This window comes from Streptomonospora alba (assembly GCF_000826685.1).
Taxonomy (GTDB): domain Bacteria; phylum Actinomycetota; class Actinomycetes; order Streptosporangiales; family Streptosporangiaceae; genus Streptomonospora; species Streptomonospora alba.
This window is the reverse complement of the sequence record NZ_JROO01000052.1, coordinates 1-19,462: the sequence shown is the minus strand read 5'-3', so window position 1 is coordinate 19,462 and position 19,462 is coordinate 1. Positions and strand designations below refer to the sequence as shown.

The following is a 19,462-nucleotide window of genomic DNA, read 5'->3' as shown; positions in this document are numbered from 1 at the left end:
GTGTGCCGTTCGCCTCGATACGGCCGCCAGGGGGACGGCATGCCTGGGGACGCGGGGTGCGCGCCCCGATCACAGGCCCGGGGCGCCGTAGACGGGGAACCAGCGCGACTTCTCCTTCTCGACGGCCAGGTCGTTGCCCACGGCCGCCTCGACCTGCAGCTCCAGGGCGTTGTCCCGCCGCTGGCCGGACAGCGGGGCGAACGGGTAGAACGTGCCGCGCTTGTAGAGGTAGACGAGCGCGATGCGCCGGCCGTCGCCGTCGGCGAAGGCGACCAGCGAGCACAGCAGGGAGGGCCCGTAGCCGTTGGCCTCCAGGGAGGAGTTGACGGCGTGGATGTCGGTGACCAGCTCGCTGATGCCGCCGGTGGAGGGGTCGGCCGGCTGGGCGGGGGCCTCCAGCACCAGCCAGGTGTAGCCGTATTCGTCGGTCGTGGCCTCGACGCGGGGGCCGCCGCCGGCGTTGAGCAGCTCGGTCACGCTCTGCTGCAGCTCGTTGAAAGCGCGGCCCTCGGCGGGCCGGAAGGCCACCGAGCCGGTGCCGGTGGGCCGCAGTCCCGCGGTGGCCTGCAGCGTGATGGCCGCCGAGGGCAGGCCGAACAGGGCGTCGAGGTCGGGCTGGGCCGGCTTGGAGCGGCCCAGCAGGGCGCGCAGGAAACTCATGGTGAAAGTCCTCCCCGTGTTCGGCTGTGCGGTGCGGTACGCGCCGCTCCGGCTCTGGCTACCCTCAGGCGCCGGTGCCCAATTGCCGGGATATGTCGGAGAGCTGGGCCAGACGCTGCTCGATGGGCGGGTGGGTGGAGAAGAGCTGGCTGAGGCTGAAACCCTTCTTGGAGACCGCGGGGGTGAAGAAGAAGGCGTTGAACGGCTCGGCCTTGCGCAGGTCGTTGCTGGGGATCTTGGCCATGTCCCCGTTGATCTTGGTCAGCGCGCTGCCCAGCGAGGAGGGGCGGCCGGTCAGGTAGGCCGCCGCGCGGTCGGCGGAGAGCTCGCGGTAGCGCGAGAGCACCCGTGTCAGCAGGAAGCTCAGCGCCCACACGACGGCGCTGACCAGTACCACCAGCAGGGCGACGACAGCGGGTGCGGGCCCGTTGTTGTTGCGGGCGCCGCCGCTGAACAACGCGAAGCGCAATCCCATCTGGGTCAGGAACCCCGCCACGATGCCCAGGAAGCCGGCGATGGTCATGACCATGACGTCGCGGTGGGCCACGTGCGAGAGCTCGTGGGCGAGGACGGCCTCCAGCTCGGCGTTGTCCAGGCGGCGCATGATGCCGGTGGTTGCGCAGATGACCGCGTTCTTCCGGTTGTGGCCGGTGGCGAAGGCGTTGGGCACGTCGGTGCGGGCGATGGCGACCTTGGGCTTGGGCATGTCGGCCATGGCGCACATCCGGTCGACGACGGCGTGCAGCTCGGGCGCTTCGGCGGGCGAGACCACGCGGGCGCCCATGGAGAACACGGCGATCTTGTCGGAGGCGAAGTACTGGACGGCCGCGAAGCCGACCACCACCAGCACGAGCAGCCACAGCGGCATGCCCACCAGGTACAGCGCTACGACGAACACCACGTAGAGGATCCCCAGCAGGGACATGGTGGCGACCATGCGGGCTGTCAGCCCGCGGTCGGTGCGGAACTTCGAACCAGCCACTGCGGCACTCCTTCGTCCGCTTGCACCGCTCGGCCCCGGCATCTGCCGGGACCGCCGACCGGTCCGAGCCGCCGAAGGGCGGCCCTGGTCATCCGGCCGGACACCTGCAGTCTAGCCAGCACATCGGACGCGCCTCCGCCGCAGCGGGGACGGGCGCGCCGATTCGGGCCGGGCCGGCGCCACCGGTAGCGCCGCCGACCGGCGCACGCCGCCCGCCCTGGGAAAACGCCGATGGCCGCCGCGCAGGGCGCGGCGGCCATCGCACAGCCGACCGGGAGAACGATTCGGGAAGGACGCTCCCGGCTCACGTGAGGTCGGGGATGAGTCCTTCGTCACCGAGCATGGTCTGGACCTCCGCCATGCTGGCGTCGGCATGGGGCAGGATGAACTGGGAGGACTCCAGCGAATCCGGGGGCAGCGGCGTGCCGTCCTGGCGGACGCGCTCCAGCAGGTCGCTCAGCGCCTGGCGGAACGTCTCCTCGCTGCCGGACTCGATGGCGCCTTCGAGGGTGCGGTCGAACTCGTTGAGCAGGTCGAGGTCGGCGTCGGAGAGGTCGAGCTGGCCTTCGCCCATGATGCGAACGATCATGCTCCCTCCCCCTGACGGTAGGACTGCGACTGGCCGCCGTTGGCGCCTGCGCTGCGCGCGCTGGAGCCGGAGTCGCCCTCTTCGATCTGGCCCGGGGCGGCCGAGCCCTGGCCGAGCTCGCGCTTCATCCGCTCAAGCTCGCTCTCGACGCCGCTGGAGCTGGCCATCTGGTCGAGCTCGGACTGGATGTCGTCCTTGGAGCTGCCGGTGACGTCGTCGAGCGCCCCCGATTCGAGCAGTTCGTCGACCGCCCCGGCGCGGGCCTGCATCTCGGAGGTCTTGTCCTCGGCGCGCTGCACGGCCATGCCGACGTCGCCCATCTCCTCGGAGATGCCCGAGAAGGCCTCGCTGATCTGGGTCTGGGCCTGAGCAGCGGTGTAGGTGGCCTTGATGGTCTCCTTGCGGGTGCGGAAGGAGTCGACCTTGGCCTGGAGGCGCTGGGCGGCCAGAGTCAGCTTCTGCTCCTCGCCCTGCAGCTGCTCGTGCTGCTGGCGCAGGCCGTCGATCTGGGACTTCAGGCCCGAGCGGCGGGTGAGCGCCTCGCGCGCGAGGTCCTCGCGGCCCTGCTCCAGCGCTTGGCGACTCTGGGTCTCCAGCTTGCCCGACTGCTGCTCCAGCTGCTGCACCTGCAGCTCGACCCGCTTGCGCGAAGTGGCGACGTCGGCCACGCCGCGCCGGACCTTCTGCAGCAGTTCCAGCTGCTTCTGGTAGGAGTAATCGAGGGTTTCGCGCGGGTCCTCGACAGAGTCCAGTGCCTTGTTGGCCTTGGACTTGAACATCATGGAAAGTCGCTGAAACACGCTCATCGGCGTGGCCGTCCCCTTCTCGGTCCGTGTATCGGCTGTTCCCGGCGGGCGCTGCATCCAACCCTACGCTCTCGCGCGATGGGTCGCCATGAAGCTCGGACCGGCTACCCTGGTAGACGTGTTCCGACGTCGCTCCGTTCCCGCATCCGAAGATCCGGCCGCGTCCGGCCCTGGCACTGCTGGGGCCACCCAATCTAAGGGATATACCCCCAAGAAGGGCGCGCCAACTCCCAAGCGCCGCGAGTCCGAGCCTGCGCTGCGCCGACCGGTGAGCGCGCCGCAGACCCGCAAGGAGGCCTACCGGGCCTACCGCGAGCGCCGCGCGCGCGAAGCCGGCCCGCGCAACAAGCGCAAGGGCGGCGGCCCGCAAGCGCAGGGCGAGGACCGCAACTTCCGCCCGCAGGACCACGGCCCCGTACGCGCCTACGCGCGCGATGTCGTCGACGCCCGTCGCAGCGTCAGCGAGTACTTCCTCTACTTCTCGATCGCCGTGATCGTGCTGCTGTTCCTGCCCATCCCCGAGTTCCAGGTCGTGGTCACCTACGTGATCTGGCCGGCCATGATGGTCACGATCGTCGCCGAGGGCATCTACATCGCCAGGAGCGTCAAGCGCCGGGCGGGCGAGCTGTTCCCCGGCGACCCCACCGTGCGGGGCGCGGGCTGGTACGCCGCGGTTCGCCAGCTTCAGGTTCGCCGCCTGCGCCTGCCCAAGCCCAAGGTCAAGCCGGGCCAGCCCGTTCCCCAGCCCCGCAGCTGAGCCCACCCGTGCGTCGGCGCGCCCGGTACGCGGGCGCGCCGCTCCGCCCGGCCCGCCGCAGGGTGCTCGGCGTAAGCTGCTCGGCATGGAATTCCGGCATCTTGGAAACAGCGGCCTGGTCGTAAGCGAGATCGCGTACGGCAACTGGATCACCCACGGCTCCCAGATCGAGGAGGAGGCCGCCACCGCGTGCGTGCGCGCGGCGCTGGACGAAGGCGTCACGACCTTCGACACCGCCGACGTCTACGCCCAGGGGCGGGCCGAGGAGGTTCTGGGGCGGGCCTTGAAGGGCGAACGCCGCGACGGCCTGGAGATCCTGTCGAAGGTCTACTGGCCGACGGGCCCGGGCAAGAACGACCGCGGGCTGTCCCGCAAGCACATCGTGCGCAGCTGCGAGGACTCGCTGCGCCGGTTGGGCACCGACTACCTGGACCTCTACCAGGCGCACCGGTTCGACTACGAGACGCCGCTGGAGGAGACCCTGCGGGCTTTCGACGACCTGGTGCGCCAGGGCAAGGTCTGCTACATCGGCGTCTCGGAGTGGCGGGCGGAGGAGATCGAGCGTGCGCTGCAGCTCGCCGAGGAGATGGGGCTGGATCGGATCGTGTCCAACCAGCCGCAGTACAGCATGCTCTGGCGGGTGATCGAGCCCGAGGTGGTCCCGGCCAGCCGGCGCGGCGGCCTGGGGCAGATCGTGTTCTCCCCCATCGCCCAGGGCGTGCTCACCGGCAAGTACCGGCCCGGTCAGGAGGCCCCAGCGGGCTCGCGCGCCACCGACGAGACCGGCGGCAGGTTCATCAGCCGCTTCCTGCAGGACGACGTGCTGGAGCGCGTTCAGCGTCTGGTGCCCCTCGCCGAGGAGGCCGGCATGAGCATGGGCCAGTTGGCGGTGGCCTGGGTGCTGCAGAACGACAACGTCTCCGCGGCGATCATCGGCGCCTCCCGCCCGGAGCAGGTGCACGACAACGCCGGGGCGGCGGGCCGGCGGCTCGACGAGGACCTGATGCGCAGCATCGACGAGATCCTCGGCGACGCCGTCCGCCGCGACCCGTCCCTGACGGTCAGCCCGGCCGAGCGGCCGTGACCGGGAGGCCGTAAGGCGCGGGCGGCCGCGCGGCCGGGCCGGGAGCGCTTCCGCCCCTCCTCGGGAGCGAGGACGGGCGGAAGCGGCGAGGCGGCTGTGCACCTGCGGTCGCCGCGCCTCCCGGACACGGCGGGCACGCCGAAGACCGAAGACGCGGCCCGGACGGACGGCCGGTTCGCCGGCCGCACCGCGTCCCGGCCCCGCCCGCGGCCTCAGCCTCAGCCTCAGCCTCAGCCTCAGCCTCAGGCGGGATCGTCCAGGCTCATCGAGTACACCGGGCGGTCGTCCTCGAGCAGGGTGACCCGGGAGGCGCCCCCTTCGACCAGCTCGCGCCAGTTCTCCCCCAGCCAGCTCTCCGCGTCGCCGCGCGAGGAGAACAGCTCGCCCGGCAGGGCGCCCTCCTCCAGAGGCCGGCCGTGCTCGGTCTCGTACCGCCAACTCCAGGCCATATTCCGCCCTTTCTCATCTCCGACTCGCCCTCCACGCCCCTTCGGGGGCGCCGTAGGCGCGGCCCCGAGCATAGGCTGTGCCCGCGGAGCGGATCCGGCCCGGCGCGCGGCCCCGGCCTTCGGGCCCGGCACTGGCGCGGGCGCCCGCTGGGCACTCCCCCGCGGCGGCGTCGCCGACCCGCCTGGGGGGTTCCCCCGCCGTCCCCGACCCCGATGCTGTTGACTGGCGAACGTGCGACTCCGACTTTCCGGCACCTCAGGCTCCGAGGGATGGCCCGCGCCCCACTGCCGCTGCGCCTCCTGCAACCGGGCCGCGGACAACCGCCGCGTCCCGCTGCGGATCACCGTCGACGACGCGCTGACCCTGCGCGATCCCGGCACGGGCGCGGTGTCGTCCCCTCCGCCCGGCTACACCGTCGAGGTCACTTCCTACGGCACCCGGGTCGAGGGCCCCGGCGGCGGGCGCCTCCTGCTGGCCCGGCCCGACGCACCGGCCGATCCCCCCGCGGGCGACGACACCGACGCCGGGACGGACGGGACCGAGCCCGCGCCCAGGAGGCCCTGGCACCAGGTCGATGTGGCGATCGTCGACGCCGTCGAGTCGCCGGCCGCGATCGGCGCGCTGCGCCGCGCCGGGGTGGTCGCCAAGACCACGGCCGTTCTCGCCGTCGGCGGCGACCACCGCGTGCACTCCCCCGCGGAGTTCGACCGCCGCGCTCGGCTGTGGGGCGCCTCCGCGCCCTTCGACGGCCAGGAGCTGTGGTGCCCGCCCTCGGCCTGGCCGCCCGAGCGCGCGCAGGGGCCGCACCGCGTGCTGATCACCGGGGGCGCGCGCTCCGGCAAGTCGGCCGAGGCCGAACGGCGCCTGCTCGGCGAGTCCGAGGTCACCTACCTGGCCACCGGCCCCTCCCCCGGCGGCGACAAGGCGGACGATTCCTGGGTACGCCGCGTCGAACAGCACCGCGCCCGGCGCCCTTCGTGGTGGAAGACCGAGGAGTCCCCCGACGCCGCCGCGGTACTGCGCGATGCCCGGGGCGCCGTGCTCTTCGACTGCGTGGGCACCTGGTTGGCCGATGCGATGGAGACCTGCGGCCTGTGGCAGGAGCGGCCTCCCGCCGGCGCCGAGGAGGAGCTCGCGGCGCGCCTGGACGAGCTGGTGGAGGTCTGGCGGCGCTGCCCCGCCTACCTCGTCGCGGTGACCAACGAGGTCGGCTCCGGCGTGGTGCCGCCGACGGTGAGCGGCGGCCTCTTCCGCGACTGGCTGGGCCGGGCCAACCAACTCCTGGCGGCCGAGTCCGAGGAGGTCGTCCTGGCCACGGCGGGCCGCGTGGTGGAGCTGCACTAGTGAGCCTGGGGCCACCGCCCTCAGCGGCGGCGAAGGCCCCGAAGAGCGCCCGGAGCCGGCCGCCACGACAGGCGGCGGCGATGGGGCGCGCACGCCGCGCTCCGGGGCCGGAGTCCGCCCCGGGTACGACCGAGCGGCGGGGTCGCGGCGGCCCGCCCCTGGCGCCGAGTCCCGGCCCCATCACCGACGAAAGGCGATCGCCATGGTCTCCGCAGACGACTCCGGTACGACGGACGATCGGCACACCGGCCCCGGCGGCGAGCGGTCCGCCGAGGGCGGCGGCCCGCTGCGGGACGGCCTCGACGGGCTGCGCATGGCCGCAGGCACGCTGACGGCGGTTCCCGTCGCGGCACCGCGGGTGGACCGTGCGGTCGCAGGCTGGGCCATGGTGCTGGCGCCGCTCGTGGGCGCGCTGCTGGGAGCCGTCGCCGCGACGGTGCTGGCGGTCGCCGTACTCGTGGGACTGCCCGGCCTCCCGGCCGCGGTCGCGGCCGTGGGGACGCTGGCGCTGCTGACACGGGGACTGCACCTGGACGGGCTGGCCGACCTCGCCGACGGCCTGGGCAGCGGCCGCCCGGCCGAGGAGGCCCTGGAGGTGATGCGGCGCTCGGACATCGGTCCGTTCGGCGTGATCACCCTCGTACTCGTACTGCTGGGCCAGACCGCGGCTCTGGGCGCGGTCGCAGACGCATCCCCCGCGGCCGCGGCCGCGGCCCTGATCGTCGCCGCCGCGACCGGTCGACTGGCCATCACCTGGGCGTGCACCCCGCGTGTGCCCTCGGCCCGCCCCGAAGGGCTCGGCGCGTTCGTGTCCGCAACGGTGCCCTCCTGGGCGGCGGGCGCGGCGACGGGCGCGGTCCTGCTCGTCGCCGCCCCGGCCGGGGCGGCGACCGGCGGCGTGGTGTTCGCGCTCGCCTGCGCCGTCGCGGTCGCTCTGGGCCTGAGCGCCGCAGCCGCCCTCCTCGCCCGCGCGGTCGCCCGCACCGGCGGCATCACCGGAGACACCCTCGGCGCCGTGTCCGAAACGGCGACCACCGCCGCACTCGTGGTCGCCGCCGCCGCAGCGGCCTGATCCCCGGACCATCACCGGTCGCCGGCCACAGCGGCCGCCCGGGCCCCGTCGACCGGCTACCGGCTACCGGCTACCGGCGGGTACCATCTGTTGGCCTCGTCACATTTGTTCACAGTGCCTGCTGTACGGCGCATACGCGCGCCCGAACGCGTCCATCCGCCTCCCGCTTCGCCTTTCTCCGCTTGCGGCCCGGCGTATTCGCCCCCCGCGGCGGCCCTGGTCATCCGGCCGGGCCCGCCCCGAAGAGCGGTCGCACGGGCAGTGGCGAGGGCCCCGTCGCCGGCGAGCGGCGCCAACGGGGTCCCCGTCCGCCCCGGGCCGACGGCGCCCGCACACGGTCGGTTCCGGCCCGCCCCCGGCCCCGCCGGGGCCGCAGGCCGTACCGGCTGTCCACGGACGCCGATCCGCGCGGTTCTTCGCCGCATGAACGACCACGCCGCGGGCTAGGTGCCCGGGGGCACGTCACAAGGGCTAGCATCGGGGGCGTGAGCACGTCGTTGTCAGTAATTACGGAATCCCCCGCTTCTCTCGACGTCGACGCGGTGGTGGTCGGCTACCATCCGGCGGACGACGGGCCCCGGCCCGCGTCCGGCGCCGACAGCGTCGACGCCGCCTTCCCCGGCGGTCTGGGCAAGACACTGTCGCTGCTCGGCGCGACGGGCGCCGCCGAGGAGGTGCGCAGCGTCCCCACCCAAGGCGTGTTGACCGCACCGGTGGTGATCGCCGTCGGCCTCGGCGCCCAGCCGGGCTCCGGAGAAGCCCTCGACCCCGATACCGTTGCGCGCGCGGCAGGTGCCGCCCTGCGTTCGCGCGCCACCGGGCAGACCCGCATCGCCCTGGCGCTGCCCGCCGACACCCCCGAACTGGTGCAGTCAGCGGCGCTGGGCGCGCTGCTCGGCGACTACGCCTTCACCCGCTACCGCACCGGCGAGGACACCCGCGCTCCCGCCGCCGAGCTGCTGGTCGCCAGCGACGCCGCAGGCGCCGGGGAGGCCGCGGAGCGCGCGAACACCCTCGCCGGCGGCGTCAACCTCAGCCGCGACCTGGTGAACACCGCCCCCGCCGACCTGGTGCCCGAGGACCTGGCGGAGGCCGCCGCCGAGGTGGCGCGCGATAACGGCCTGGGCGTCGAGATCCTCGACGAAGGCCGACTGGCCGAGGGCGGCTACGGCGGCCTCATCGGCGTCGGCCAGGGCTCCGACAACCCGCCGCGGCTCGTCCGCCTGGAGTACAGCCACCCCGAGGCGAGCCGGACCGTCGCGTTCGTGGGCAAGGGCATCACCTTCGACTCCGGCGGCCTGTCGCTGAAGCCGACCTCGGGCATGGACTGGATGAAGTCCGACATGGGCGGGGCCGCCGCGGTGCTGGGCGCCATGCGCGCCATCGCGCAGCTGGGTCCGACCGTCAACGCGGTGGCCTATCTCGCCATCGCCGAAAACATGCCCGGCGGCAGCGCTCAGCGGCCCTCCGACGTCCTGACGATCTACGGCGGCAAGACCGTGGAGGTGCTCAACACCGACGCCGAGGGCCGCCTGGTGATGGCCGACGCGCTCGTGCGCGCGCACGAGGACTCGCCCGACCTGATCGTGGACGTCGCCACCCTCACCGGGGCGCAGCTCGTCGCCCTGGGTACCCGGGTGTTCGGCGTGATGGCCAACGACGACGGCGTGCGCGAGGACGTCGTGGCCGCCGCCACCGCCTCCGGGGAGCAGGCCTGGCCCATGCCGCTGCCCGAGGACCTGCGCCAGGGCCTGGACTCCTCGGTGGCCGACATCGCCAACGTGGCCGGAGAGCGCTGGGGCGGCATGCTCAGCGCGGGCATCTTCCTCAAGGAGTTCATCGACGAGGGCACGCGCTGGGCGCACCTGGACATCGCCGGCCCCGCCTTCAACCAGGGCGGGCCCTTCGGCTACACACCGAAGGGCGGCACCGGTGCCGCCACCCGCACCCTGGTGCGGATCGCGGAGAACCACGCCGCGCGTGCGGACTGACGCGGGAGCCCAACCGCGGCGACCGCACGCCGGAACGAAACAGCAGCGGCGGTCGGGCGCCACCCCGCCCGGCCTCGCGGAAGCGTCCGATCCAGACGAACATTCACATCCACATCAAGGAGTGTCCTTCCCGTGAGTGAGAACGGCGGCACCTTCGACCTGGTGATCCTGGGAGCCGGCAGCGGTGGTTACGCCGCCGCCATCCGCGCCTCCGAGCTGGGCATGAAGGTCGCCCTGATCGAGAAGAACAAGCTCGGGGGCACGTGCCTGCACGTCGGCTGCATCCCCACCAAGGCGCTGCTGCACTCGGCCGAAGTCGCCGACGCCGCGCGGGACAGCGAGACCTTCGGTGTCAAGGCGAGCTTCGAGGGCATCGACATGGCGGGCGTCAACGCCTACAAGGACAAGGTCGTCTCCCGCATGTTCAAGGGCCTGTCCGGCCTAATCAAGGCGCACGGCATCACCGTGGTCGAGGGCGAGGGCCGCCTCACCGGGCGTGACGAGGTCACCGTCGGCGACACCGTCTACAAGGGCACCAACATCCTGCTGGCCAGCGGGTCGACGCCCAAGACGCTCGGCCTGGAGATCGACGGCGAGAAGGTCATCACCAGCGAGCACGCCCTGGAGATGCAGCACGTCCCCAAGTCGGTCGTGGTGCTGGGCGGCGGCGTGATCGGCGTCGAGTTCGCCAGCGTGTACCGCTCCTACGGCGCCGAGGTCACCATCGTCGAGGCGCTGCCGCACCTGCTCCCGCTGGAGGACGAGTCCACCTCCAAGCAGCTGGAGCGGGCGTTCCGCAAGCGCGGCATCAAGTACGAGCTCAACACCCCGTTCGAGAGCGTCAAGACCACCGACACCGGCGTCAGCGTCAGCCTGCAGGGCGGCAAGTCGCTGGAGGCCGAGGTCATGCTGGTGGCCATCGGCCGCGCGCCGGTCTCGGAGGGCCTGGGCTATGAGGACAACGGCGTCGAGATGGAGCGCGGCTTCGTCAAGGTCGACGAGAACCTGCACACCGGCGTGGGCAACATCTACGCCGTGGGCGACCTGATCCCCACCCTGCAGCTGGCCCACGTCGGCTTCGCCGAGGGCATCTACGTCGCCGAGCAGATCGCCGGCCTCAATCCGCCGGCGATCGACTACGACGGCGTCCCGCGCATCACCTACTCCGAGCCGGAGGTGGCCTCGGTCGGTCTGACCTCGGCCCAGGCCCAGGAGCGCGGCTACGAGACCGTCGAGATCGACTACAACCTCGGTGGCAACGGCAAGAGCCAGATCCTGCAGACGCAGGGCTCGGTCAAGGTCATCGCCCAGAAGGACGGACCGGTCCTGGGCGTGCACATGATCGGCTCCCGCGTGGGCGAACTGACCGCCGAGGGGCAGCTGATCTACAACTGGGAGGCGCTGCCCTCCGAGGTGGCCCAGCTCGTGCACCCTCACCCCACGCAGTCCGAGGCGATCGGCGAGGCGCATCTGGCGCTGGCAGGAAAGCCGCTGCACGTCCACGAGTAGACGATTGCGGGGCGGGCTGGGGCTCGCCCCGCCTTTTCGTTGTTTCCCCGCGTTCCGCACGTCCACTTAAGAGGAACCATGCCGACTTCCGTAACAATGCCCGAGCTGGGCGAAAGCGTCACCGAGGGCACAGTCACCCAGTGGCTGAAGCAGGAGGGCGAGCACGTCGAGGCCGACGAGCCCCTCCTGGAGGTTGCGACCGACAAGGTCGACACCGAGATCCCCGCCCCTGCGTCGGGGGTGCTGTCCAGGATTCTCGTCTCCGAGGACGAGACCGTGGAGATCGGCGCGGAGATCGCGGTCATCGGCGGGGAGGACGAGGCCGCCGGCGGTGGCGGCGGGGAGGCCGCCGCACCCGCGGCCGAGGAGTCGGCTCCCGAGCCGCAGGCCGAGGAGCCGGCACCGCAGCCCGAGCCGGAGCCCGAGCCGGAACCGGAGCCGCAGCCGGAGCCTCAGCCGGAACCCGAGCCCGAGCCGGCACCGGAGCCCTCGGCCCGGAGCCAGGCCCGGCCGGAGCCCGGCGCCGCGTCGGAGCCCCCGGCACAGCCGCGTGCCAGCCGCGAGGACGCCACCCCGCCGGTGGACGTCGAGACCGTCAGCGGAGCCGGGCGGTCCGCGGGCACCGACGCCGTCACCGAGGCCTACGTGACCCCGCTGGTGCGCAAGCTCGCCGCCGAGGAGGGCGTGGACCTCAGCAGGGTGCAGGGCACCGGCGTCGGCGGCCGCATCCGCAAGCAGGACGTGCAGGAGGCCGCCGGCCGCAAGCGCCGCGAGAGCCCGGCCGGCGGCGGCGCGGCCGCGCAGGCGCCCGCGCGCGCCCGCCGCCCCGTGGTCGCCGACACCAAGCTGCGCGGCACCACCGAGACCATGTCGCGGCTGCGCCAGACCATCGCCGACCAGATGGCGGAGTCGCTGCGGATCTCGGCCGAGGTCACCCAGGTCGTCGAGGTCGACGTCACCGACATCGCCCGTCTGCGCGAGCGCGCGGCACCGGAGTTCGAGGAGCGCGAGGGCGTGGAGCTCGGCTTCTTCCCGTTTTTCGCACTCGCCACGGTCGAGGCTCTCAAGGCGCATCCCAAGCTCAACGCCGTCATCGACAGCACCAACTACGAGGTCACCTACCACAGCATCGAGAACCTCGGCATCTCCGTGGACACCGATCCGGGGCTGCTGGTGCCGGTCGTCAAGGACGCCGGCGACCTCAACCTGGGCGGGATGGCGCGCAAGATCGCCGACCTCACCGAGCGGGCGCACACCGGCAGCCTCAACCCCGACGAGCTGAGCGGCGGCACGTTCACGCTGGCCGACACCGGCGAGGTGGGCGCACTGTTCAACACCCCCATCATCAACCAGCCGCAGGTCGGCATCCTCAGCACCGGCGCGGTCGTCAAGCGTCCCGTAGTGGTCGACGACCCCGAGTTGGGCGAGGTCATCGCGGTGCGGTCGATGATGTACCTGGCGCTGACCCACGACCACCGGCTGATCGACAGCGCCGACGCGGCGCGGTTCCTGCAGGATCTCCGCGGGCGCCTGGAGGAGGGCGCGTTCGAGTCCGAGGTCGGGCTGGCCTGAGGCGGACCGGCGCCGCCGGCGAGCGGCGCGCAAAGCGGACGGGGCGGTACCCGCGATCGGGTACCGCCCCGCTTTTACCCCACCATTCACCATCCCCCTGGTGATCCCCATCACCAAAGGTCTACGCTGCGGCACCCCTGGCGCAGGGGAGCCGCAAACCACGGGAACCACCGGTTACGTAGTGTCCCGCGGTGCTAACACTACGGTATTGGCCCCTGGGGTGCCACCGCAGGCTTTCGGCGGAAACCGGCCACGGGATCGCGCGGCGGATCCGCCTCGGAACGGTCGGCACCGGATGCCCGCTGGCGTAGCGGCCGCCGGGTCGGGTAGGCAGTGCGGCATGCGAGTCGCGATAACCGGTGCCTCCGGGCTCATCGGCTCCGCCCTGGCGCGCTCTCTGGCCGAGGACGGCCACGGGGTGGTGCGCATGGTCCGGCGCCCCGCACGAGGTCCCGACGAGGCCGAATGGCGCCCCGAGGTGGGCTACGTGGACACGGGCGGCCTCGTCGGCGCGGACGCGGTCGTGCACCTGGCCGGGCAGCCGATCGGGCCGGCCCGCTGGACGCGCGGCTACCGGCGCAAGCTGTGGGAGAGCCGGGTTCCGGCCACCCGCGCGCTGGCGACCGCGCTGGCCGGGATGGACGACCCGCCGCCGCGCCTGGTGTCGGGCTCTGCAGTGGGGTTCTACGGCGAGACCGGCGCACGGACCGCCACGGAGGACGCCCCGCGCGGGCGCGGCTTCCTGGCCGAGCTGGTGGCCGCCTGGGAGGACGCCGCAGCCCCCGCCGAGGAGGCGGGGATCTCCGTGGCGCATGCCCGCACGGGCATCGTGCTGGCGCGTTCGGGCGGGCTTCTGGGCACGGTGCTGCCGATGTTCCGCCTGGGGCTGGGCGCGCGCCTGGGCAGCGGCCGCCAGTACATCTCCTGGATCGCGCTGGCCGACGAGGTGGGGGCGCTGCGGTTCCTGCTGGAGCGTCCCGACATCACCGGCCCGGTGAACCTCGTCGCGCCCGAGCCGGTCACCAACGCCGAGTACACCCGCCAGGTGGCGCGGGCGGTGCGCCGGCCCGCCGTGCTGGCGGTTCCGGGATTCGCCATGCGCGCGGCACTGGGCGGCTTCGCCGACGAGGCGGCGCTCATCAGCCAGCGGGCGGTGCCCGAACGCCTTCGCGGCGCAGGCTATTCCTTCCACCGCCCCGAGCTGGCCGGTGCCCTATCCGACATCGCCTAAGCCATACCCGGGGCATATGGTGGGATGTATGAGTGAGCTCGTCTTCGTCCGCCTCGGCGAGGCTCCCGTGCCCTTCCACGAGGGCTGGGACCTGCAGAAGCGGGTACACGCCGACCGTGTCGGCGACCGCGTTCCCGACACCGTGCTGGTGCTGGAGCACGAGCCGGTCTACACCGCGGGCAAGCGCACCGGTCCCTGGGACCGCCCGCTGAGCGACCCGGGCGCGCCCGTCGTCGACATCGACCGCGGCGGCAAGCTCACCTGGCACGGCCCCGGCCAAGCCACGGTCTACCCGATCGTGCGGCTGGGGGATCCGATCGACGTGGTCGGCTACGTGCGGATGCTGGAAGAAGCCCTCATCCGCGCGATCGCCGAATTCGGACTCGCGGGCACGCGGGTCGAGGGGCGCACCGGTGTCTGGCTGGAGGCCGATCTCGACCGCGGTCTGACCGAACGCAAGATCGCCGCGATCGGCTGCCGGATCGCCCGCGGGGTCGGCATGCACGGGCTCGCGTTGAACTGCGACAACGATCTCGGCTGGTTCGACCGGATCGTGCCCTGCGGCATCACCGACGCCGGCGTCACATCGCTCTCGGCCGAGCTGGGCCGCGACGTCGCCGTCGCCGAGGCCGTTCCCGTCGTCGAGCGCCACCTGGCCGCGGTGCTGGGCGCCACGGGCTTCCGCGTCCAGGACAGCGTGCCCGAACCGGCCCGCGAAACCGAGCCCGCCCGCGAAACCGAGCCGGCCGGGGCCTGAGGCAGGCCGCCGTACCACGACCTCCCCACAAGGGAAGCAGGAAAGGAAGGGTCCGCGTTGACCGTCACTCCTGAGGGCCGCAAGCTGCTGCGGATCGAGGCCCGCAACAGCGAGACGCCCATCGAGAGGAAGCCGCCCTGGATCAAGATCAAGGCGAAGATGGGGCCGGAGTACTCCGCGCTGCACTCCCTGGTCAAGCGTGAAGGGCTGCACACGGTCTGCCAGGAGGCCGGCTGCCCCAACATCTACGAGTGCTGGGAGGACCGCGAGGCCACCTTCCTCATCGGCGGCGACCAGTGCACGCGGCGGTGCGACTTCTGCCAGATCTCCACGGGCAAGCCCAGCCCACTGGACCGCATGGAGCCCACCAAGGTGGCCGAGTCGGTCCGCAAGATGGAGCTGCGCTACGCGACGGTCACCGGCGTGGCGCGCGACGACCTCGACGACGGCGGGGCCTGGCTCTACGCCGAGACCGTGCGCAAGATCCACGAGCTCAACCCCGGCACCGGCGTCGAGCTGCTGATCCCCGACTTCAACTCCGACGACGACCAGCTGGGCGAGGTCTTCGGATCCCGCCCCGAGGTCCTCGCGCACAACACCGAGACCGTGCCGCGGATCTTCAAGCGGATCCGCCCGGGCTTCCGCTACGAGCGCTCGCTGGAGGTCCTCAGCAAGGCGCGCGCCGACGGGCTGGTCACCAAGTCCAACCTGATCCTGGGCATGGGCGAGGACCGCCAGGAGATCAGCGAGGCCATGCGCGATCTGCACGAGGCCGGCTGCGACCTGCTGACCATCACCCAGTACCTGCGGCCGTCCAAGCTGCACCACCCCATCGACCGGTGGGTCCGGCCCGAGGAGTTCGTCGAGCTGTCGGAGGAGGCCGAGGAGATCGGGTTCGCCGGGGTCATGTCGGGGCCGCTGGTGCGCTCCTCCTACCGCGCCGGGCGGCTGTACAAGCAGGCCGTCGAGAAGCGCGAGCAGGTCGCCGCGGGCAGCTGAGCCCCGCGCGAGCGTTTCACGCAGGGTGCCGCATCCGCGTCCGCAGACAACGTAATCAAGCTGAGACGGCGGCCGGAGGGCCGCCGTCTCACGTTCGCCCGGTCGCGACACATATCCTGGGTGGTAGAGCACGCGGCACACCGTCGGCCCCCGGGCCGAGGCGGTGGACTGCGGCACCGCACCGGCCAGACGAGCGGAGCGCGCCCGAGGCCCCGGGGGCGCCCCCGACGAGCAGGGTTCGACCGATAGGAGGACGGGCAGGAAGAGGCGGCTCCCGTCGGTGCACCGCAGGTGCACCCTGCCCGGAAACATGATGGCGAAGAAGCCCAAGGACACCAAGGCACCCGCGACCCCGGCGCAAGGCGCCTCCGGCCAGGGCGGCGCGCAGAAGCCGCCCGGCAGGTTCAAGCAGTTCGCCATGGTCGTCCGGGTGGTCCACCGGCAGAGTCCGCGCACCATCCCCATCGCGGTCGGGATCTTCCTGGCGGTGCTCGCGCTGGTCGTCGCCGGCGCGACCGTCTTCGGCGGGTGGCTGTACTGGGGGCCGCTCGGCTTCGCGGTGGCGTTCCTGGCCGGCTTCGTCTACTTCACGCGCGCCACGCAGCGGCTCCAGTACGAGATGCTGGACGGCCAACTCGGCGCTGCGACGGCGGTGCTGGACAACCTGCGCGGCGACTGGACCACCGAGCCGGGGGTCAGCGCCAACCGGCAGATGGACGTCGTCCACCGCGCCGTGGGCAAGCCCGGCGTGGTGCTGGTCGGCGAGGGGGACCCCTCCCGCCTGAAGGCCCTCATCGCCGCCGAGAAGAAGCGGGTGGCGCGCGTGGCCCACAACACACCGATCTACGACCTGCAGGTGGGCCACGGCGAATCCCAGGTGCCCATCGCCCAGTTGCAGCGCCGGCTCCTCAAGCTGCCGCGCAACCTGGACAAGGGCGAGGTCGCCGAATTGCGCTACCGGCTCAAGGCGCTTCCCGCGGCGATGCAGATGCCCAAGGGCCCCATGCCCAAGGGCGCGAAGATGCCCAAGGGTCCCAAGGCGTCGGGCGGCGGCGGCAGCTGAGGCGGCGCGCTCGGCGATTGCTGCGAAGCCGGCTGCCTGCGCCGATCAGCGGGACCGGCTCGGACGTTCGGCGGGCACCGGGGTGGGCGGTCGCCGGAGGTGAGGCGGGCGTCGCTCCGGGCCCGCCCCGCGCAGGCGGTGCGCGTAACGCCCTCGGCCGGGGCCGACCCTCCGGTGCGCCCGGCCGGGGTCTCAGATCCGTCGGCTGACCGTCCCGGCGGCGCGGTCGTGCAGGCCGCGGTGGTCGGGGTCGTAGACCACGGCCGGAATCACCAGGCACAGCAGAAAGGTGCGCACCACCATCGCCACGGGCCAGGGCAGCGGGCGCTCGCCGGTGGCGGCGACCTCGACGCCGACGATCCGCTTGCCCAGGGTGGTGCCGAACACCGACAGCATCAGCGCGGTGTAGACACCGAACAGCAGCAGCGCCGCGCTGGAGGCGAAGGGCGTTTCCGCGGCGTCGCCGCCGGAGCCGCCGGTGAACGCCGAAATGACCAGGACGCACAGCAGCCAGTCCAACATCAGCCCCGCGAGACGCCTGCCGATGCCCGGGACCGACCCCGGCCCGTGCTCGGGCATCCCCAGCCGGTTGCCGCGGTAGTGGAACTGCGCCTCCTCGGCGCCTTCGGTGTCGGCCATGCACACAACGGTATCGGCATACGCAGGCGATTCCGGTCGCGCTGCAGCGGCGACTCCACGTGTCCGCACCCCTGCTGCGTGTCCGGTTTCGGTCTGTTACCGCCGCTCATGCACGATGGTCAGGGATAACGCCGGGCTCCGTAACGCGCGGGAAACATTGGAGACATGGACCGGAAACGGCCCCCTCCTAGCGTCGACGACGTAGCCGGGAGGTTGCGAGGCCGGAGCGCGATACCGCAACGAAGCGGGGCACCGACCGCGCGACCTCTTTCACCTGCACGGAGGTAACTCTTGTTCAGCAGCGCCGAAGAACTTCTCGCCTTCACCCGGGACGAGGACATCAAGTTCCTCGATTGCCGGTTCACGGACCTGTTCGGGGCCACCCACCACTTCACCCTCCCCATCGAGCACGTCGATGAGGGGACCTTCGACGAGGGCCTGATGTTCGACGGTTCGTCGATCCGTGGATTCCAGGCCATCCACGAGTCCGACATGCTGCTGCTGCCGGACCTGTCGACCGCGGTCGTCGACAAGTTCCGCCAGCACCGCACGCTGAACCTCACGTTCTTCGTGCACGACCCGTTCACTCGCGAGTCCTACAGCCGCGACCCCCGCAACGTCGCCCGCAAGGCCGAGGCGTACCTCAACAGCACCGGCATCGCCGACACCGTCTTCGTCGGTCCCGAGGCCGAGTTCTACATCTTCGACGACGTGCGCTTCCAGACGCAGGAGAACGCGTCGTTCTACTACATCGACTCGATCGAGGGCGCCTGGAACACCGGTACCCAGAACGGCCAGTCCAACCTGGGCTACCGGCCGCGTTACAAGGGCGGGTACTTCCCGGTCGAGCCGGTCGACCACTACAGCGACCTGCGCTCGACGATGGTGCGCAACCTGATCGACGCCGGCATGAACGTCGAGATCCAGCACCACGAGGTGGGCACCGCCGGCCAGGCCGAGATCGACTTCAAGTTCGACGAGCTGCTCAAGTCGGCCGACGACGTCCAGCTCTACAAGTACATCGTCAAGAACACGGCCTACTCCGAGGGCAAGTCGGTCACCTTCATGCCCAAGCCGGTCTTCGGCGACAACGGCTCGGGCATGCACTGCCACATGAGCCTGTGGAAGGACGGCGCCCCGCTGTTCTTCGACGAGTCGGGCTACGCCCAGCTGTCGGACATGGCGCGCCACTACATCGGCGGGCTGCTCAAGCACGCTCCGGCGCTGCTGGCCTTCACGAACCCGACCATCAACTCCTACCACCGCCTGGTGCCGGGCTACGAGGCCCCGATCAACCTGGTCTACTCCCAGCGCAACCGCTCGGCCTGCATCCGCATCCCGCTGACCGGGTCCAACCCGAAGGCCAAGCGCCTGGAGTTCCGGGTGCCCGACCCCTCGGCCAACCCCTACCTCGCCTTCTCGGCGATGCTGATGGCCGGCATCGACGGCATCAAGAACAAGATCGAGCCCCCGGAGCCGGTCGACAAGGACCTCTACGAGCTGCCCCCGGCCGAGGCCGAGGCCATCGAGAAGGTCCCCGCCTCCCTGGACGCCGCGCTGGAGGCCCTGGAAGCCGACCACGAGTTCCTGGTCGAGGGCGGGGTCTTCACCGAGGACCTGATCGAAACCTACATCGACTACAAGCGCACCGAGGAGATCGACTCCCTGCGCCTGCGTCCGCACCCGCGCGAGTTCGAGCTGTACTACGACATCTAAGCGGGTGATCCGCCGCTTCCGCCTGAGCGCCGCATACCCGCGTGCGGCACCCGGCGGGAGCCGCCTACCGGCTACGAGAGGCCGCCGGGCCGCCGCGCGCGGCCGCGGCGGCCTTTCGCCTGTTCGGACGGGTTCGGCCGGTGAGCTCTCCGCGACTGAGCCGGCGGCGCGGAACGGGCGCGGCACGGCCCTCCTCGCCGGGTGATGGGCGACAGGCGGACGACGCCGCTCGCCCCGCCCA

The 19,462-nt window shown here is 72.1% G+C and carries 18 protein-coding genes; 12 read left to right on the top strand and 6 right to left on the bottom strand.

Annotation, left to right across the window (positions count from 1 at the left end; translation table 11 throughout):
- Positions 1-69: 69 nt before the first annotated feature.
- From pspAB to LP52_RS23520, 4 genes are all read right to left on the bottom strand, one after another.
- Positions 70-660, bottom strand: coding sequence for a PspA-associated protein PspAB (gene pspAB, locus LP52_RS23535; protein ID WP_040276585.1), 591 nt, complete (start codon positions 658-660; stop codon positions 70-72).
- A 64-nt stretch (positions 661-724) separates the two neighbouring features.
- Positions 725-1,642 carry a zinc metalloprotease HtpX gene (gene htpX, locus LP52_RS23530; protein ID WP_040276584.1) on the bottom strand — a complete coding sequence of 306 codons (918 nt, stop codon included), beginning with the start codon at positions 1,640-1,642 and terminating at the stop codon, positions 725-727.
- Positions 1,643-1,946: 304 nt separating this feature from the next.
- Complete coding sequence (gene pspAA, locus LP52_RS23525) at positions 1,947-2,231, bottom strand: PspA-associated protein PspAA (protein ID WP_040276583.1); 285 nt, start codon at positions 2,229-2,231, stop codon at positions 1,947-1,949.
- Complete coding sequence (locus LP52_RS23520) at positions 2,228-3,013, bottom strand: PspA/IM30 family protein (RefSeq protein WP_040276582.1); 786 nt, start codon at positions 3,011-3,013, stop codon at positions 2,228-2,230. Before LP52_RS23520 ends, pspAA begins: the two co-directional genes overlap by 4 nt.
- Before the next feature lie 292 nt (positions 3,014-3,305).
- On the opposite strand from LP52_RS23520, the gene LP52_RS23515 reads away from it, so the two are divergent.
- Both LP52_RS23515 and LP52_RS23510 read left to right on the top strand, forming a co-directional pair.
- Complete coding sequence (locus LP52_RS23515; protein ID WP_052810202.1) at positions 3,306-3,794, top strand: DUF3043 domain-containing protein; 489 nt, start codon at positions 3,306-3,308, stop codon at positions 3,792-3,794.
- Between the two features lie 85 nt (positions 3,795-3,879).
- A complete protein-coding gene (locus tag LP52_RS23510) occupies positions 3,880-4,878 on the top strand; it encodes an aldo/keto reductase family protein (protein ID WP_040276580.1) in 999 nt (332 codons plus the stop codon).
- A 242-nt stretch (positions 4,879-5,120) separates the two neighbouring features.
- Here the strand turns inward: LP52_RS23510 and LP52_RS23505 are convergent, their stop codons facing one another.
- The gene (locus LP52_RS23505) at positions 5,121-5,327 is read right to left on the bottom strand and encodes a hypothetical protein (protein ID WP_040276579.1); all 207 of its coding nucleotides are present in this window, start codon (positions 5,325-5,327) and stop codon (positions 5,121-5,123) included.
- A 340-nt stretch (positions 5,328-5,667) separates the two neighbouring features.
- Between LP52_RS23505 and LP52_RS23500 the strand changes: the two genes are divergently transcribed.
- From LP52_RS23500 to LP52_RS23460, 9 genes are all read left to right on the top strand, one after another.
- Positions 5,668-6,672 carry a bifunctional adenosylcobinamide kinase/adenosylcobinamide-phosphate guanylyltransferase gene (locus LP52_RS23500; protein WP_040276605.1) on the top strand — a complete coding sequence of 335 codons (1,005 nt, stop codon included), beginning with the start codon at positions 5,668-5,670 and terminating at the stop codon, positions 6,670-6,672.
- Positions 6,673-6,874: 202 nt separating this feature from the next.
- Positions 6,875-7,744: an adenosylcobinamide-GDP ribazoletransferase gene (locus LP52_RS23495; RefSeq protein WP_394298224.1), complete on the top strand. Its 870-nt coding sequence runs from the start codon at positions 6,875-6,877 to the stop codon at positions 7,742-7,744.
- 485 nt (positions 7,745-8,229) lie between these two features.
- Entirely contained in the window at positions 8,230-9,735 is a 1,506-nt protein-coding gene (locus LP52_RS23490) for a leucyl aminopeptidase (protein ID WP_040276578.1), read from the top strand.
- Positions 9,736-9,867: 132 nt separating this feature from the next.
- Positions 9,868-11,244, top strand: coding sequence for a dihydrolipoyl dehydrogenase (lpdA, locus tag LP52_RS23485; protein WP_040276577.1), 1,377 nt, complete (start codon positions 9,868-9,870; stop codon positions 11,242-11,244).
- A 78-nt stretch (positions 11,245-11,322) separates the two neighbouring features.
- On the top strand, positions 11,323-12,816 hold the full coding sequence (gene sucB, locus LP52_RS23480) for a 2-oxoglutarate dehydrogenase, E2 component, dihydrolipoamide succinyltransferase (RefSeq protein ID WP_040276576.1): 1,494 nt from the start codon (positions 11,323-11,325) through the stop codon (positions 12,814-12,816).
- Between the two features lie 340 nt (positions 12,817-13,156).
- Positions 13,157-14,047: a TIGR01777 family oxidoreductase gene (locus LP52_RS23475; protein WP_040276575.1), complete on the top strand. Its 891-nt coding sequence runs from the start codon at positions 13,157-13,159 to the stop codon at positions 14,045-14,047.
- Positions 14,048-14,075: 28 nt separating this feature from the next.
- Positions 14,076-14,804 (top strand): lipoyl(octanoyl) transferase LipB, encoded by a 729-nt coding sequence (gene lipB, locus LP52_RS23470; protein ID WP_040276574.1) that lies wholly within the window; start codon positions 14,076-14,078, stop codon positions 14,802-14,804.
- A 57-nt stretch (positions 14,805-14,861) separates the two neighbouring features.
- Positions 14,862-15,803, top strand: coding sequence for a lipoyl synthase (lipA, locus tag LP52_RS23465; protein ID WP_040276573.1), 942 nt, complete (start codon positions 14,862-14,864; stop codon positions 15,801-15,803).
- Positions 15,804-16,116: 313 nt separating this feature from the next.
- Positions 16,117-16,866 (top strand): DUF4191 domain-containing protein, encoded by a 750-nt coding sequence (locus LP52_RS23460; RefSeq protein WP_040276572.1) that lies wholly within the window; start codon positions 16,117-16,119, stop codon positions 16,864-16,866.
- Positions 16,867-17,058: 192 nt separating this feature from the next.
- Here the strand turns inward: LP52_RS23460 and LP52_RS23455 are convergent, their stop codons facing one another.
- On the bottom strand, positions 17,059-17,505 hold the full coding sequence (locus LP52_RS23455) for an RDD family protein (protein ID WP_040276571.1): 447 nt from the start codon (positions 17,503-17,505) through the stop codon (positions 17,059-17,061).
- 291 nt (positions 17,506-17,796) lie between these two features.
- Here LP52_RS23455 and glnA point away from each other — a divergent pair, with 291 nt between their 5' ends.
- Entirely contained in the window at positions 17,797-19,221 is a 1,425-nt protein-coding gene (gene glnA / locus LP52_RS23450) for a type I glutamate--ammonia ligase (protein ID WP_040276570.1), read from the top strand.
- Positions 19,222-19,462: the final 241 nt, after the last annotated feature.